The organism is Gluconacetobacter asukensis, from assembly GCF_014174375.1.
GTDB lineage: Bacteria > Pseudomonadota > Alphaproteobacteria > Acetobacterales > Acetobacteraceae > Gluconacetobacter > Gluconacetobacter asukensis.
Genome location: NZ_JABEQE010000005.1, coordinates 217,730 through 232,539 on the forward strand (window position 1 = coordinate 217,730; position 14,810 = coordinate 232,539).

The following is a 14,810-nucleotide window of genomic DNA, read 5'->3' on the forward strand; positions in this document are numbered from 1 at the left end:
TGCCGGGTGGCTGGTGGCCGTCCTGGCCACCCAGGGGGCCATGGCGCGCACGATCAAGGTCTCGACCTGGAACCTGGACTGGCTGACGGCGCGGGCGCCGGGCGACCCCGCCCTGCCCCGCGACCTTCCCCGCCGCAGTGACGCCGGGCTGCGCCAGCTGGCGGCCTACGCCACGCGGCTCGGCGGCGACATTGTCGGGTTTCAGGAAGTGGATTCCCCAGCCCTGGCCGCCCGCCTGTTCCCGCCCTCACGCTACCGGATCGTCATGAGCGACGATCATGTGGTCCAGCATGTTGGACTGGCCGTGGCAACCGGGCTGACCGTCACCCGCCATCCCGACATCTCGGAACTCGATGTCTATCCGCCCGACGCGCCCCATCGTTTACGCGCGGGACTGGATGTCACGATCGACGACGGCACTGCCAGCCTGCGCATCCTGATCGTGCATCTCAAGGCCGGATGCCGTAACGCGGCCCTGGCCGACCGTCGACCGGCCTGCCGGACGCTGGCGCGTCAGCTGACGGTGCTGGACGACTGGATTGCCCAGCGCCAGGACGAAGGCGTAGCCTTCCTGGTCATGGGAGACTTCAACCGCAACCTGACACCGTCCGACCCGTTCTTCCGGCAACTGGAAACCGACGGTCCCCTGACGCTGACAACGGCCGGGCGGGCGAGCCCGTGCTGGGGCGGTACCTATTTCATCGACCACATCCTGCTGGGCAACCAGGCCCGCGCGTGGCTCCGCCCCGACAGCCTCCGGGTCCTGACCTATGACACGCAGGACCCCGCCCAGGCGCCGGACCTGTCCGACCATTGCCCGGTTTCGGTCGGGCTCGATATGCCCTGACCAGGCGAAAGGCTTTCCTCATGGAATATCGTCACCTCGGCCGTTCCGGCCTTCGCGTTTCGGCCGTCGGGCTGGGATGCAATAATCTGGGCGGCCGTATCGGGCTGGAAGAATCCCGGGCGGTGGTCCATCAGGCCCTGGACAGCGGCATCACCCTGTTCGACGTCGCCGACGTCTATGGACGGCGCGAGGCCCATTACGGCGCGTCGGAGGAAACGCTAGGCGCGATCCTCGGGCCGCGCCGCAACGAGATCGTCCTCGCCACCAAGTTCGGCATGCCCATGGATGCCGAAGGCCGCCTCCAGGGTGCCTCGCGCCGCTATATCCGCCAGGCTGTCGAAGCCAGCCTGTCCCGCCTGCGAACCGACCGGATCGACCTGTACCAGGTGCACGTCCCCGACCCGGCCACCCCGATCGAAGAGACCCTGCGCGCGCTCGACGACCTGATCCGCGAGGGAAAGATCCTCTATGCCGGCTGTTCCAATTTTGCCGCCTGGCAGGTCGCCGATGCCTGTCATGTCGCACGCATTTCGGGCTATGCCGGCTTCATCTCCTGCCAGGACGAACTGTCCCTGCTGGCACGGGACGCATTGCGCGACCTGGTGCCGGCGATCCGTCATTACGGATTGGGGCTGCTGCCTTACTTCCCCCTGGCCAGCGGCGTCCTGACCGGGAAATACCACCGCAACACGCCCCCGCCCCCCGGCAGCCGATTGAGCGCCTGGATCCACCTGGCCGATCGCTACCTGACCGACGCCAACTGGACCCTGCTCGATCGGCTGGACGCCGTGGCACACGCAAGCGGGCGCAGCCTGACCGAACTCGCCTTCGGCTGGCTGCTGTCACACGATATCGTAGGGTCGGTCATTGCCGGCGCGACCCGCCCGGCCCAGATCGAGGCCAACGTCGCCGCCGCCGCCCGCCCGCTGACGGCCGAGGAACGCGACGCGATCACAGCCGCACTATCACCGGAATCGGCAGACGCACAGCAATGACGAACACGACCGGCCGGCAATCATACCGCCCGGTCAGGGCGCTGCAACCGGGCACGCGCCCGCCATGGGAAGCAGAAGGAGCCTGTCAGGCGGGCCAGACGCCAGAAAAGAAAGCCGCCCGCCAACCGATCAGAATCATGCCCATGACGAACAGAATCGCGCCCATAAGCTGAAACACGTCGCGTAGCGGGGTCTGGGGCGCATGATCCTCGATCTCAGGCATGAATCGCTCCCTTCCTGCATTGTTACTATTCTTAACATCCGGCACGACAACGCGAAAAGGGCCGCCCTCTCCGGGACTTGCTTTGTGACGAAAAAGTGTCCGCACAATGCCCAAAACCGCGCCATACGCCCGCTCAGACACTATTTGAAAAAACAGTCCACCAACCAGAAAGCGCAGCACAGGAAACCGCATCGGATCGTCGGCAAACCCGGCCGGCAGAGCCGCCCCTCACCCTGGGTGACGCAGCAGGCCCCCTTCCACCCGCAAGGTTGCTCCGGTGGTAGCCGAGGCCTGCGGCGAGCAGACATAAGCGACCATGCTGGCAATCTCCTCCGGCTCCGCCAGCCGCCGGATCAGCGAGGCCGGGCGATGCTGCGGCATGAACTCGGCCATGATTTCCTCGATCGGCCGGCCGGTCTCCTGCGCCGCCTTGGCGAACATCTCCATCACGCCCTCGGTCCGGGTCGGCCCCGGCAGCACCGAATTGACCGTCACACCGCTTCCAGGAATGCTCTCGGCGATGCCGCGCGCAATCACGACCTGTGCGGCCTTGGAAAAACCATAGGCGACCATGTCCGCCGGAATGTTCAGTGCCGATTCGCTGGAGACGAACACCACGCGCCCCCACGCCCGCTCGACCATGCCCGGCAGATAATGGCGCGTCAGGCGCACGCCGCTCAGGACGTTGACGTCGAAGAAACGCTGCCAGTCCTCGTCAGGGGTCTCAAGGAAAGGCTTCTGTTCGAAAATACCCAGATTATTGACCAGGATATCAGCCTGGGGAACAAGGCGGACGAATCCGTCGATCCCCTCTTTCGTTCCCAGGTCGGCCGGCACGCCGCGCAGCCGCGCCGTGGGCATGCGGGTCCGGATATAGGCCATGGCCTCATCCACCCTGGCCTGGCTGCGGCCGTTGACGATGACATCCGCCCCGGTTTCGGCCAGGGCCATCGCGATGGCCAGCCCGATCCCGGCGGTCGAGCCGCTGACGATCGCCGTTTTACCTGCCAGATCGATTTTCATTCCGCTTCCTCCTTCCGCGTGTCCGTCACCACAAGCGGGGTGTGTCGTCAGGCCGCCTTCTCCTGTTCCGCCAGGCGGCCCAGCGCCTGGACCGTATCCTTTGCCAACCGAATGCGCTGTGCGTTCGTCATTTCCCGCACCAGCGCCAGCTTGTGGTCGGGGCGCAGTCGGACATTGCCCTCTTTCTGTGTCGCCATCCAAGCGACCAGTCCGGCCGGATTGGCAAAATGATTGCCCCGGAACTGGATCACCATTCCCTTGGGCCCGGCCTCCAGCCTCTCGACCCCCGCCTCGCGGCACAGACGCTTGATCGCGACGACATCCAGCAGGTTACGCACCGGATCAGGCAGCGAACCGAACCGGTCGACCAGTTCGGCCTCCATCGCTTCAATTTCGGCATCATTCGCCAGGGCGGCGATGCGGCGATACAGCCCCAGCCGCACCGGCAGGTCCGGCACATACTCTTCCGGGATCAGCACCGGCAGGCCCAGGATGATGTTCGGCGTCCAGTCCCGATCCTCGGCCTTGCGCCGTCCCTTTTCGGCGCGCAGTTCGGCCACCGCGTCTTCCAGCATCTGCTGATAGAGCTCGATCCCAACCTCGCGAATATGGCCCGACTGCTCGTCGCCCAGCAGATTGCCCGCGCCGCGCAGATCCAGATCGTGGGACGCCAGCGTGAACCCCGCGCCCAGCGTGTCCAGCGTCTGCATGACCTCCAGCCGCTTTTCGGCGGCGGCCGACAGCACATGTGTCTGCGGCCAGGTCAGATAGGCATAGCCGCGCTGCTTGCCGCGCCCCACACGCCCGCGCAGCTGGTAGAGCTGCCCGAGGCCGAACATGTCGGCCCGATGGATGATCAGCGTGTTCACCGCCGGCATGTCCAACCCGCTTTCCACGATGTTGGTGGAGAGCAGGATATCGTATTTGCCGTCGCTGAACTCGGTCATCACCCGTTCCAGCTCGGTCGGGGTCAGGCGCCCATGGGCCTGCACCAGCCGTGCATCGGGCACGATTTCCTGCAGACGGGCCCCCATGCGGTCCAGATCCTCGATCCGCGGCACCACGCAGAAGATCTGCCCGCCCCGGAACCGCTCACGCTGGATCGCCTCGCGGATCACCACGCTGTCGAAAGGCATGATGAAGGTACGCACCGCCAGCCGGTCTGTCGGCGGGGTGGCGATCAGGCTCATCTCCCGCACGCCGGTCAGCGCCAGTTGCAGCGTGCGCGGCAGCGGCGTGGCCGACAGGGTCAGGACATGCACGTCCTCGCGCAGCGCCTTCAGCTTCTCCTTGTGGGCGACGCCGAAATGCTGCTCCTCGTCGATGATCAGCAGTTCCAGGTCGGCGAACTGCACACCCTTGGCCAGCAGGGCATGCGTGCCGATGATGATGTTGATGCTCCCGTCGGCCAGCCCCTTGCGCACCGCCGCCGCATCCTTCGCCGTAACCATGCGCGACAATTGCGCCACCGTGACCGGCAGCCCGGCAAACCGGGCCGAGAAGGTGCGGAAATGCTGCCGCGCCAGCAGCGTGGTGGGCACGACCACCGCCACCTGCGCGCCCGACATTGCGGCCACGAAAGCCGCGCGTAGCGCAACCTCGGTCTTGCCGAACCCGACATCGCCGCACACCAGACGATCCATCGGCCGGCCCGAGCCCATATCCTCCAGCACATCGGCGATGGCGCGCGCCTGGTCCTCGGTCTCGGCGAAGGGGAACCGGCTGCAGAATTCGTCCCACAAGCCTTCGGCCGGGGTCAGGCTCGGGGCCTCGCGCAGGGCCCGCATCGCGGCGGTGCGGATCAGCTCGCCCGCCATATCGCGGATGCGCTGCTTCATCCGCGACTTGCGGTTCTGCCAGGAAGCCCCGCCCAGCTTGTCCAGCGACACCCCGGCCTGATCGGAGCCGAAGCGACTCAGCAGTTCGATATTCTCGACCGGCAGGAACAGCTTTTCGTTGCCGTCATAGACCAGGCGCAGACAGTCATGCGGCGCGCTGCCGACCGCAACCGTCTCCAGCCCGTCATAGCGGCCGATGCCGTAATCCTGATGCACCACCAGATCGCCCTCGGCGATCTCCGACGCCTCGGCGATGAACTGGTCCGCCCGCTTGCGGCGGCGCGGCGGACGCGAAATCCGCTCGCCCAGCAGATCCTGCTCCGAGACGAAGGCCAGATTATCGGCGATAAAGCCGCGCTCCAGCCCCAGCGTCAGCAGCCCGACCGTACCGGCAGGCAGATCCTGCGCCTGGGTCCAGGTCTCGAACGTCTCGGCCCGCATGCCATGCTCACGCAGCAGCGTCGCGATCCGCTCGCGCGATCCACGGGTCCAGGCCGAGAGATAGGCCCGTCGCCCGGTCTCGGCCCATTGCCGAACCTGCGCATCGAGCATGGCAAACACGTTTTCGCGCGACCCGTCCCCGACCGACCGGGCGAACAGGATTCCTGGCCGGCCGAGCGCATCGATGCCCTCGGCCCCATCCGGGCGTGAGAAGGGATTGAACACCACCACCGGGTGGCCGGACAGCATCCCGTCCCACCCCTTGCGGTCCAGATACATCAGATGCGGCGGCAGCGGACGGTACGGGACCTCGCCCTCGCGCACCGGCTGGCGCCGCGCCTCGAAATGGTCGGCGATCATTTCCAGCCGCGACGACAGAACCTCGTCCGCCTGATGGGCCATGATCACCGCGACACCCGGCAAGTAATCGACCAGCGTTTCCAGATGCTCGTAGAATAGCGGCAGCCAGTGCTCCAGCCCGGCATGGCGCCGCCCGTCGGAGACATGCTGGTAGAGCGGATCGCCGGCGGCGGCAGGCCCGAACAGGTCGCGCCAACCAGTGCGAAAGCGCGAAATGCTGGCCTGATCGAGGCTGAAATCAGCCACCGGCCGCATCACGAACCGATCCAGCCGGTCGGAGGAACGCTGGGTGGCGGGGTCGAAACGACGGATATTCTCGACCTCGTCGCCGAACAGGTCCAGCCGCACCGGTTCAGCCTCGCCGGAGGGGAAGATGTCGAAGATACCGCCCCGGGTCGCGAATTCGCCCGGCTCCATCACCGTATCGGTGCGGTTGTAGCCGTTGGTCACCAGCAGTTCGATCAGGAATTCCTGATCCAGATTGTCGCCGGTCGTCACCGTCAGCGACTGGCCGCGAAAGGCGGCGCGCGGCGTTACCCGCTGAACCAGCCCGCCAACCGTGGTCAGCACGATGCGCGGGCCCTTCGCGGGCTCCAGCAATCGCGTCAGGGTGGCAACCCGTTCAGCGACGATCGCCGGATTGGGCGATACCCGATCGTAGGGAAGGCAATCCCATGCCGGAAAGCGCAGGATTTCGGCATTCGGCGCGATGAACGAGAGCAGATCGCCGATCCGCGCCATGCCCGCATCGTCGCGCGCCACATGCAGCACCGGCCCGTCATGCTCGCGCGCGCGCCGGGCGACGAGGAAAGCGTCATATCCGTCCGGCACGCCCCAGACATTCATCCAGCCGGCATGCCCGGCAGATACCGCAGCGGCGTGGTCCCTCCCCTCTGCTGTCATCGTTCTCCCCGGATCGCAGCCTGCCGGGCGGGATCGTTCGCATCGGCGATGATGGCCCGCATCATCGGGCAGTCGACCTCGGCCGGCACCGGCTTGCGGCCACTCAGCCAGTCCGCCAGATCGGCGTCCGGCAGGTCCATCACCGCTTCCAGCGCATCCATTTCGGCATCCGACATCGCCGCCAGGCGCGGGGCGACAAAGCCGCCGATCAGGATGTCCGCTTCATGCGTACCGCGATGCGTGGCGCGGAAATAAATCCGGCGACGGCGCGGATCGAGGGTCGAAAAGTCCGATGTGTCGAGGGACATGGTACCTGCCCGGATATGGTTTCGTTTTGTTCCTTCGCGTTGCTGTCCTATAGCCCTCCGTCAGGGTCCTGTCAGCCCGGCAGTCGCACCGGCCCGGAGAAACGGCCCCCGCAGAAAACGAACCGGGAAATTGAGGACGATCGAGCCCAGCGTGTCCGACATCATCATCCAGGACGATTCACGGGCCCTCCTCGGCCCGCTTCTGGCCCCGCTTGCCACGCTCCCCGGGGTCGGCACCGCCACCGCCAAACTGCTGGCGCGCGCGACCGGCGGCACGCGCGTGGCCGACCTGCTGTTCCACCTTCCCGAGTCCGTAATCGACCGTCGCTATCGTCCCATGATGCGCGACGCCATTCCGGGCCGGATCTGCACGATGCATGGCAGCGTGCAGCGGGTGGACGCACCCGCGCGCGGCAGGCGCCAGCCCTGGCGGGTCCGCCTGTCGGATGGCAGCGGGACGATCGACCTGGCTTTTTTCTCGCCCTATCAGGCACGGCAGATGGTGGTCGGCAGCGAGGTCGCGGTCTCGGGCATGCTGGACGAATTCGGCGACCGGCTCTCGATCGCCAACCCCGATTATATCGTGCCGGGCGGCGATATCGGCCGCATCCCGATGCTGGACCCGGTCTGGCCGCTGACGGCGGGCCTCTTCCCCCGCCACATTCGCAATGCGCTGCGCCAGGCCTTTCTGCGTTTCCCCGCCCTGCCCGAATGGCTGGACCCCACACTCGTCAGCCGGCGGCATTGGCCCGATTTCGAAACCGCATTGCGCCAATTACATTGCCCCGATGAATTTCCCGAGCTGCTGAAGGACGATGCCTACGCAGCGGCGTCCGAACGGGCGCGCCTGCGCCTGGCCTGCGACGAATTGCTGGCCGAACAGGTAGCGATGGCCGAGGCAAGACGGCGCAACCGCAACCGCCCCGGCCGCGCGGTCGTGCCGACAGGGGCACTGCGCACCACGGCGCTGGAGCGCTTCGGCCACCCTCCCACCGGCGCCCAGACCCGAGCCCTGCGCGAGATCGATGCCGATCTGGCCTCCCCCAACCCGATGCTGCGGCTGGTGCAGGGCGATGTCGGCGCGGGCAAGACATTGGTGGCCTTGCAGGCCATGCTGGGCGCGGTAGAGGCCGGCCATCAGGCCGTGCTGATGGCGCCGACCGAGATCCTTGCCCGCCAGCATCTGGCCACCTTCACCAGGCTGGCGCCCGTGCCCGTCGCCTTCCTCAGCGGCAGCGTCAAGGGCCGGGCCCGGCGCGACGTACTGGAGGCCATCGCCACCGGCCGCGCGCCGCTGGTCGTGGGCACGCACGCCCTGTTCCAGGACAAGGTGGTATTCGCCGACCTGGCACTGGCGGTCATCGACGAACAGCACCGTTTCGGCGTCGAACAGCGGCTTCTGCTGGGCGAAAAGGGGCACCTGACCGACATCCTGGTCATGACCGCCACCCCGATTCCGCGCACCCTCCTGCTGACCCAATGGGGCGAGATGCAGGTCAGTCGCCTGGACGAAAAGCCGGCGGGGCGGCTGCCGGTCCGCACCTCGCTGCACGCCATGGCGTCACTGGGCGACCTGTTGGATGGAATCGGCCGCGCCATCGCAGGGGGCGCACGCGTGTTCTGGGTCTGTCCCCTGGTCAGCGAGAGCGAGGCACTGGACATCGCAGCGGCCGAGGCACGCTTTGCTGTGCTGGTCGAGCGATTTGGGCCGGTGGTGGGCCTGGCACACGGCCAGCAGGACATCGCGGTGCGCGAGGCCGCAATCGCCGATTTCGCCGCCGGCCGAACCCAGATCCTGGTTGCAACGACGGTGATCGAGGTCGGGGTCGACATCCCCGCCGCCACCGTGATGGTGATTGAGCACGCCGAGCGGTTCGGCCTGGCGCAATTGCATCAGCTGCGCGGCCGCGTGGGTCGCGGCGGTGCCGAATCGTTCTGCCTGCTGCTGCATGACGACACGCTGGGCAAGACGGCGCGGCGCAGACTGGCCCTGCTGCGCGATACCGAGGACGGCTTCCTGATCGCTGATGAGGATTTCCGCCTGCGCGGCGGCGGCGACCTGACGGGCCGCCGCCAGTCCGGCCTGCCCGACCTGCGCCTGGCAACCGGCGCTCGGCTGGACCTGCTGGTGACGATCGCCGCACAGGACGCACAACGCATCGTCGAAGGCGGCGCCGAGGCAAGGCGCGGCGCAATCGCGCTGGCCGTGGAACTGTTCGACAGGCACGACGCCGCCAGAACCTTACGATCCGGTTAGGTTTTCCTCTCCTTGCCGCGAAGAGGCTGACCGGAAGTAATGAACCGTAAGCACCGAAGCACAGGAAACGCGCGCCGGATCACCACCAGCGCGCATTTCCGTTCAGCCTGTCAGAATTTGGCGGACAGGGCCAGCGACCCGTAATTGAACAACCCGCTGCGCGCACCCTGGAATTGCTGGGTCTGCCACACCTGGCTATAGGACAGGCGCATGCCATGCCACATGATCGCAACACCGGCATGGATCTCGCCCACATCCCACTTCACCGGCACATGCGGCGAATTGCTGCGCATCGTGTTGCCTTGCAGCGTGGCGTCATACCCGACCGCATAGCCCGTCACGTTGCCGAAGACATACCACGCCACCGGCCGGCTCAGGCGATAGGCGTCGGTCCCGTCGGTGCCCGGCCCGATGGTGGGCGTGCCGAAATCGCTGTTCAGCCCCTGGCCGATACGGAACGTATCCGCCACCGAACCATAGATGCGGTAATCACCGATCGCGGCCGAGGTAGCAGGCAGCATGTCCATCGAGATGCCATAGACGTCAGCCAGCGGCAGCCGCCAGGTCCGCCCGGCCTGCACCTGGAAGATCGGCTGGTTCTGCAGCTGATGCTTCCAGCCCAGGTTCTTGGTATCGCCGATCGCGCCGTGGAAGCCATTCTGCAATTGCTGGCCCAGACCCGCCGGTCCCATGACACCGACCTGGATACCGAAGACCGAGCGGGACAGATCCGTATCGTTGATCAGGTTGACGGTCCCCAGCAGCAGGCTGGAATAAGGCCGGTCACGCGATGACGGCACGCTGATCTGCGTATCGGTCGGCGTATAGATAAGCTGTTGCAGCCCCAGGCTGATGCGGGTGACGCCAGCGCCCATGATGGCATGGTTGATCGTCTCGATCGGGGCCGGCTGGTTGTCGGTGCCCGATGTCCAGTTGATGCGCAGGCCGCTGGTATAATACTGGTCCGACGTGCCCTTCAGGGTGCTGACCGCGTCGTTCTCCCCCTGGAGCGTCCAGGTGCCGTACGGGTCCTGCAGCGGCGTGGCATGGGCCGGGGCGCAGATGACTGCCGCGAGGCACCCCATTCCGGCCAGCGTACCGGCCCGCGCCATCCAAAGGGCTGTTCTTTCCGTCTTTGTCTGGCCCATCAGCTTCCCTTTCCACTGCGCGACGCCGTGTCTACCGCGCCCATCGACTGTCTAAAACGTCCCGGCGTTTCGAGAAAGCCCATGGACGTTTTTCGTGATCGACCAATCCACTCCGGCCGCCCGCCATGGCGGGCATCCAGGCCACCCACCACAGCCGCGCCAACATTAATCGTTGGTCACATTAAAGATGACGAGGTGATGGAACCGTGAGCCGAAGTTATGCTTATCTGTATTGGATGCCGACGCATTCGTGCTAGGGTCCGCGCGGGGAAAGGATGCTGTCCGCCACGGCCGCTCAGGCGGTTCGGAGAACGGTTGTGTAATGCCTTGATCCAGCAAAATTTCTTCATCCGGTGGCTCCTGGGACAGGACCCGCCAACTAGACCTCGGGATTACGACCGTTGAGAAGTAACAGGACCGACCGCAGCCCCCGTTCCCCGCGCCGCGGCGGATTTGACGACGATTTCATGTCGCCGCCGACGTTTGGTGATCGTGGCAGCAGCGCTCCCCGTCGCCCCATGGGTGGCGGCGGCGCCCCCTCGCAGGTGATCGCCTCGGGACCGGAGATCAGCGCCTCCGTCAAGTGGTTCAACAGCGAGAAGGGCTTCGGCTTCGTCGAACTGGCAGACGGTTCGGGCGATGTCTTCCTTCACGCCAACGCTCTGGCGCAGAGCGGCCACAGCTCCGTCTCGCCGGGCACGACGCTGGTCGTCCGCATCGGCCAGGGCCCCAAGGGTCGCCAGGTCGCGTCGGTCAGCTCGGTTGACGAAAGCACCGCCCAGCCGGAGCGTCCGCGCGGCTTCGGCGCCGGCCCCGGCGCCCCGCGTGCCCCCGGCGGCTTCGGCGGCCGTCCGGCCCGCCCGGCCCCCGACCTGTCGCAGGCGCAGGATATGCGCGGCATCGTGAAGTGGTACAACGCCACGAAGGGCTTCGGCTTCATCACCCCGGAAACCGGCGGCAAGGACATCTTTGTCCACGCTTCGGCTCTGGAGCGTTCGGGCCTGACGGGCCTGACGGAAGGCCAGACGGCGAACGTGCAGGTCGTCCAGGGCCAGAAGGGCCCCGAGGCTGCCTCCATCAGCGTCGACTGATCCGGCTACCAGCCGAATCAACAAGCAGGGCCGCCCTTGGGCGGCCCTGTTTTTGTTTGGGGGCCTTCTCCCTCGCACCTTCGCTCCACGCCGTTCAACCCAAAGCCGACCACTACCGGCACAAAGTGTCTGCCCACGTGACGATGCGCCTTAAAACAACGCGATAACGCGCCGAAACGCTGTCGAAGGGCCTATTCCTTGCCCTTGTTGCGCATCAGCCGCGCCTTGTCGCGCTGCCAGTCACGTTCGGCGATCGCGTGGCGCTTGTCGGCCTTCTTGCGCCCTTCGCCGATGCCCAGCGTGACCTTGGCCAGACCGCGAGCATTGAAATGGATATCCAGCGGCACCAGCGTCACGCCTTCGCGCGCCACGGCCCCCAGCAGCTTGTTCACCTGCTTGCCGTGCAGCAGCAGCTTGCGCGGCGCGCGGGGCTCGAAGCGCGACAGCACACCACCCTGATATTCGGGGATATAGCTGTTGAACAACCAGATCTCGCCATTCCGGTCTCCGGCATAGGCTTCGTTGATCGTGGCGCGCCCCATGCGCAGACTCTTGACCTCCGGCCCCTTCAGCACCAGCCCCGCCTCGACCGTTTCCAGGATCGTGTAATCGAACCGGCCCTTGCGATTCTGCGCCGCGATACCGTGCGAGATCATGCCGCTCTTGTTTTTTTCAGCCATGATCGTCAGTTCAGCAGGCCGACAGCGGCCATCGCCTCACGAACCTTGGCACGGGAATCCTCGGTCAGCGGCGCCAGCGGCAGGCGGCAGGTCTCGCCCGTCAGTCCCAGCAGGCTGGCGGCATATTTCACCGGCGCCGGATTGCTTTCGCAGAACAGTGCGTCATGCAGCGGCGACAACCGGTCCTGCAGCGCCATCGCATCGGCCACGCGCCCATCCTGCCATGCGCGATGCAGCTCGGCACACAGGCGCGGCGCGACATTGGAGGTCACGCTGATGCAGCCATCGCCTCCGGCCGCCAGGAACGAGACCACGGTGCCATCTTCGCCCGAAAGCTGATTGAAGGGCTTGTGGCCAATCGCCCGGCGAACCTGGATCGGCCGCAGCAGATTGGCGGTGGCATCCTTCACGCCGACGATCCGTGCATGCCGCGCCAGGCGCGCCATAGTCTCGACGGAGACATCCACCACCGACCGGCCGGGAATGTTGTAGACGATCAACGGCAGGTCGGTCGCATCGGCAACCGCCATGAAATGCCGGTACAAACCTTCCTGAGTCGGCTTGTTGTAATAAGGTGCCACGACCAGAACGGCATCGGCGCCGGCTTCCTTGGCGTGGCGCGCCATGATGACGGCCTCGGCGGTGCTGTTCGAACCCGCACCGGCGATGACAGGCACCCGTCCCGCCACGACCTGAACCGCATATTCGACCACGCGCGCATGCTCGTCATGCGTCAGGGTGGGGCTTTCGCCCGTGGTGCCCATCGGCACGACGCCCGACGACCCTTCGGTGACCTGCCAGTCGAGGAATCGGCCCAGAGCCGGAAAATCCAGCGATCCGTCATCGTTCATCGGCGTAATCAGGGCTGTGATCGAACCCTTGAACATAGTCGTTTCCACTCGAATCTCGCAGGCTGTGACATGGGCCACCCCCTCGGGCCGGCCCGACAGGATGGTGATCCTGCCTGTTCTGTTAAGAGGCTGTTTGCAAAGTCAGCCTCTGATCTATCCTGTTAATGCCGGGTATGGGGGCTAGGCAACCATCATCGGCCCGACGCCGCATCCTCACGGAACGGCGAACCCGGATAAACACCCAGAATCGCGGATGTTTCGGAAAAAAAGGCCAACTCCGCCAACGCCCGCCCCAGCGGCTCATCCTCGGGATGCCCTTCGACATCCAGCAGGAATTGCGTGGCGGCGAACGACCCGTCCAGCATGTAGCTCTCCAGCCGCGTCATGTTCACGCCATTGGTAGCAAACCCGCCCAGCACCTTGTACAGCGCGCCCGCCGTGTTGCGGACGCGGAACAGCACGGTGGTCACGGTCCCCTTCTGCCCCGCCGGCGGCCGGATGGCATCGCGCGAGGTGATATAGAAGCGGGTGGTGTTATGCGCCGCATCCTCGACATTATGGCGCAGCACCACCAGCCCGTTCAGCTCCGCCGCCAGGGCCGACGCCACGGCCACATCCTCGGGATTGTTCCAGCGAGCCACCAGCTCGGCCGCGCCCGCCGTATCGAATTCCACCACCGGGGTCAGGTTCAGCGCCTCGATAACGCCCCGGATCTGCCCCATGGCGACCGGATGGGTATGCACCCGCCGGGCCTGGGCGACCGTGCTGCCGGGAACACCCAGCAGGCAATGTTCGACCCGCTGGAAATGCTCACCGACGATGTTCAGTCCCGCCTGCGGCAGCAGGGCATGGATATCCGGCACCCGGCCCGCCAGGCTGTTCTCGCAGGCCAGCATGCCCAGATCCGCGCGCCCGTCATGCACCGCCGCAATGGCGTCGGCGAAGGTTTCGCACGGCAGCGTGGTCCAGCCCGGAAAAGCCTGCCGGCATGCCAGGTCGGAATAGGCACCCGGCCGCCCCTGGAAAGCGATGATCCCCATCGGCGGAATGGAAGGCGCGCCGCTCATGCCACGCCTGCCAGAATGCGGCGCGCGCGTTCCAGGTCCGCCGGCGTGTCCACGCCGAACGGCGCGACTCCGATCCGGGCGCATCCGATGATCATTCCGGCCTCCAGGGCTCTGAGCTGCTCCAGTTTTTCACGCCGCTCCAGCGCCGCTTCCGGCAGCGCCACGAACCGCGCGAGCGCCGCACGGCGATAGGCATAAATCCCGACATGATGCCATAGCGCCCCCTCGCCCCACGGAACCGCCGCCCGCGAAAAATACAGCGCCCGCGCCACGGCCTGCGGGGCGCCGTCGGGAAAGGCGCAGGCGACCTTGACCACCGATTCCGCCTGCGCCTCGCCAGACTCGGTGACGGGGGCAACCAGCGTGCCGATATCCACCGCCCGGTCGGCCAGCGGCAGCAGCGCAGCGACCAGGGTCTCCGGCGCCAACCCCGGCAGATCGCCCTGCAGATTCACGACCACGTCGTGCCGGCCATCGGGGTCCACGGTCGCAAGCGCATGCCAGACCCGGTCGGAGCCGGACGGCAACGCAGGATCGGTCAGGACCGCGGTGCCCCCGGCATCGGCCACCACCTGCGCCAGTTCGGGTTCGGCCACCGCAACCACGACCGGCCCGATATCGGCCGCGCGCGCACGCTCCAGCACATGCAGGATCATGGGCCGGTCGCCGATCATGGCCAGCGGCTTGCCCGGAAGGCGCGTCGAGGCCATGCGGGCGGGGATAATGACGATTGGATTCATGCGAACACGCAGGGGGCCTTGACACACGAAAGCGGCGG

The 14,810-nt window shown here is 66.4% G+C and carries 13 protein-coding genes; 4 read left to right on the top strand and 9 right to left on the bottom strand.

Features of this window, described 5'->3' with window-relative positions:
• The first annotated feature begins 40 nt into the window (after window positions 1-40).
• Together HLH35_RS08185 and HLH35_RS08190 are read left to right on the top strand one after the other, a co-directional pair.
• Window positions 41-847, top strand: a complete 807-nt coding sequence (locus tag HLH35_RS08185; RefSeq protein ID WP_246384954.1) for an endonuclease/exonuclease/phosphatase family protein — start codon at window positions 41-43, stop codon at window positions 845-847.
• A 20-nt stretch (window positions 848-867) separates the two neighbouring features.
• Window positions 868-1,842, top strand: a complete 975-nt coding sequence (locus tag HLH35_RS08190) for an aldo/keto reductase (protein WP_182978671.1) — start codon at window positions 868-870, stop codon at window positions 1,840-1,842.
• Between the two features lie 85 nt (window positions 1,843-1,927).
• Here HLH35_RS08190 and HLH35_RS08195 read toward each other — a convergent pair whose 3' ends face one another.
• From HLH35_RS08195 to HLH35_RS08210, 4 genes are read right to left on the bottom strand one after another with little or no spacing between them, the layout of a single operon-like run.
• Window positions 1,928-2,257, bottom strand: coding sequence for a hypothetical protein (locus HLH35_RS08195; protein ID WP_182978718.1), 330 nt, complete (start codon window positions 2,255-2,257; stop codon window positions 1,928-1,930).
• Window positions 2,258-2,293: 36 nt separating this feature from the next.
• Complete coding sequence (locus HLH35_RS08200; RefSeq protein WP_182978672.1) at window positions 2,294-3,088, bottom strand: SDR family NAD(P)-dependent oxidoreductase; 795 nt, start codon at window positions 3,086-3,088, stop codon at window positions 2,294-2,296.
• Window positions 3,089-3,135: 47 nt separating this feature from the next.
• Window positions 3,136-6,573 carry a transcription-repair coupling factor gene (gene mfd / locus HLH35_RS08205; protein ID WP_182978712.1) on the bottom strand — a complete coding sequence of 1,146 codons (3,438 nt, stop codon included), beginning with the start codon at window positions 6,571-6,573 and terminating at the stop codon, window positions 3,136-3,138.
• Window positions 6,574-6,626: 53 nt separating this feature from the next.
• Window positions 6,627-6,938 carry an FAD assembly factor SdhE gene (locus HLH35_RS08210; RefSeq protein WP_182964651.1) on the bottom strand — a complete coding sequence of 104 codons (312 nt, stop codon included), beginning with the start codon at window positions 6,936-6,938 and terminating at the stop codon, window positions 6,627-6,629.
• Window positions 6,939-7,068: 130 nt separating this feature from the next.
• On the opposite strand from HLH35_RS08210, the gene recG reads away from it, so the two are divergent.
• Complete coding sequence (gene recG / locus HLH35_RS08215) at window positions 7,069-9,195, top strand: ATP-dependent DNA helicase RecG (RefSeq protein ID WP_182978673.1); 2,127 nt, start codon at window positions 7,069-7,071, stop codon at window positions 9,193-9,195.
• 110 nt (window positions 9,196-9,305) lie between these two features.
• On the opposite strand, the gene HLH35_RS08220 is transcribed toward recG, so the two are convergent.
• The gene (locus HLH35_RS08220) at window positions 9,306-10,307 is read right to left on the bottom strand and encodes a lipid A-modifier LpxR family protein (RefSeq protein WP_182978713.1); all 1,002 of its coding nucleotides are present in this window, start codon (window positions 10,305-10,307) and stop codon (window positions 9,306-9,308) included.
• A 437-nt stretch (window positions 10,308-10,744) separates the two neighbouring features.
• On the opposite strand from HLH35_RS08220, the gene HLH35_RS20185 reads away from it, so the two are divergent.
• The gene (locus HLH35_RS20185; protein ID WP_182964654.1) at window positions 10,745-11,434 is read left to right on the top strand and encodes a cold-shock protein; all 690 of its coding nucleotides are present in this window, start codon (window positions 10,745-10,747) and stop codon (window positions 11,432-11,434) included.
• Window positions 11,435-11,625: 191 nt separating this feature from the next.
• Here the strand turns inward: HLH35_RS20185 and smpB are convergent, their stop codons facing one another.
• The 4 genes from smpB to HLH35_RS08245 form a co-directional block, all read right to left on the bottom strand.
• The gene (smpB, locus tag HLH35_RS08230) at window positions 11,626-12,114 is read right to left on the bottom strand and encodes an SsrA-binding protein SmpB (RefSeq protein ID WP_182948475.1); all 489 of its coding nucleotides are present in this window, start codon (window positions 12,112-12,114) and stop codon (window positions 11,626-11,628) included.
• A 5-nt stretch (window positions 12,115-12,119) separates the two neighbouring features.
• On the bottom strand, window positions 12,120-13,001 hold the full coding sequence (dapA, locus tag HLH35_RS08235; protein WP_220790588.1) for a 4-hydroxy-tetrahydrodipicolinate synthase: 882 nt from the start codon (window positions 12,999-13,001) through the stop codon (window positions 12,120-12,122).
• 155 nt (window positions 13,002-13,156) lie between these two features.
• Window positions 13,157-14,032: a prephenate dehydratase gene (locus HLH35_RS08240; RefSeq protein ID WP_246384937.1), complete on the bottom strand. Its 876-nt coding sequence runs from the start codon at window positions 14,030-14,032 to the stop codon at window positions 13,157-13,159.
• Complete coding sequence (locus HLH35_RS08245; RefSeq protein ID WP_182978674.1) at window positions 14,029-14,772, bottom strand: 3-deoxy-manno-octulosonate cytidylyltransferase; 744 nt, start codon at window positions 14,770-14,772, stop codon at window positions 14,029-14,031. Before HLH35_RS08245 ends, HLH35_RS08240 begins: the two co-directional genes overlap by 4 nt.
• Window positions 14,773-14,810 lie beyond the last annotated feature (38 nt).